Source organism: Microcoleus sp. Pol11C3, assembly GCF_036701485.1.
Taxonomy (GTDB): Bacteria; Cyanobacteriota; Cyanobacteriia; order Cyanobacteriales; family Microcoleaceae; genus Microcoleus.
Genome location: NZ_JAUBQW010000307.1, coordinates 1 through 1,291, shown reverse-complemented (window position 1 = coordinate 1,291; position 1,291 = coordinate 1). Strand labels below are relative to the sequence as shown.

General features: G+C 43.8%; 1 protein-coding gene. It reads right to left on the bottom strand.

Going from position 1 to position 1,291, the window contains the following annotated elements:
• Positions 1 to 573 precede the first annotated feature (573 nt).
• Positions 574 to 1,152 carry a Uma2 family endonuclease gene (locus QUA40_RS28770; protein ID WP_333132126.1) on the bottom strand — a complete coding sequence of 193 codons (579 nt, stop codon included), beginning with the start codon at positions 1,150 to 1,152 and terminating at the stop codon, positions 574 to 576.
• Positions 1,153 to 1,291 lie beyond the last annotated feature (139 nt).

Genomic DNA, 1,291 nt, shown 5'->3' with positions numbered 1-1,291 from the left:
AAATGCTAAAACTTCGTTGTGCCTACCTCAACGACCTCTTAGCCATTTGAGGCTTTTGCAAAACCGGGATGCTCCCATCGTCTTGGTTAGGGTTAAGCCCCGTAATTATCTTCTGAGTTTTTATTTTTATCAAATCTTCATCTATGATGGTATTTGGTTGCTCATCCCAGAGAGTAAAGAGGCGTGTTGCCAAAGCTGTACCCAGAGTAACTACAAGTGCTTCCTGGATATGAATTAATCACCAAATATGCTCATAGAAGGCATTGGGTTCTATAAGTAAGCGACGGCGATATGAGTCAACAGCATTGGCGATCGGTGTCCACAGATAAGCCATAAATATACCTTAAAAATTGTAAAATTTAATTTATCCATGAAGATGATACTCTCGTCAGTCGATTTTAGATTTTAGATAGACTTGCAGCGCCGTGAATCTGGGAGCTTGACATTTGGTCTAAAATTTTGGGATCGACCCTCATGAGCGTCGGGGGCTTGTGTCCGTTTATTGCGGGTCATTAGCAGCAAAGGCAAAATATGAGGGCAAAGCATGATTTTTTAAATCGCACTTCTCAACTTCTACATCGATCGCATAAAAGCATTCACCGCATCATATTGGTCTGCCATACGCGAATAGAACTCGATCGATCGCAAATCCAAATCCGGCAACAGTTCGCTCTTACTCACCAACTCATATCCCGTTGGACGCAAACAATAAACCGAAATTACACCATCCTCCCAAAACCAAACCTCCTGCACTCCAACCCGACGATAGATCTCCAGCGTATCAATTCCACCACTCGTCACTGTCACCTCGATCGCCATATCTGGAACTGACTTGCGCGTACCCAAACAGTAAGACTCATCTGGTTCCTTCCGTGCGCCCAATTCCTTCATCCCGATGGTTGTACTGCCGCGCCCGTAGAAACGAATATTTCTCCTCCGCATATAAATTTCTAAAAGCTGGCCTAAAGTGTTTTTAGGTTCTTCGTGGGCCTCAGATAAAGGAGCCATAATTTCTAAACACCCATCCAAATAAGTTAAACGTGCCCCGGTTCCTGCCAAATCTGCATCCAACTTTTCCAGAGTCTCCCATGTCACGTTTGACAGGAAGGCCCCACCTGTAACCAATCCTGCTTTAGAAATTGCGACAACCATCTGACTTACCTTTTACGATCATTTTTCCATAATATACGACTTCAAAAAGTTGGAGTCTGTAGTCATTGGTGACAAGTTAAGGCTCAAAGCCAGTTGTCAAGGGGATTTTCGGAGGTAGCTCAAAGAAAAAAGGTTCTCC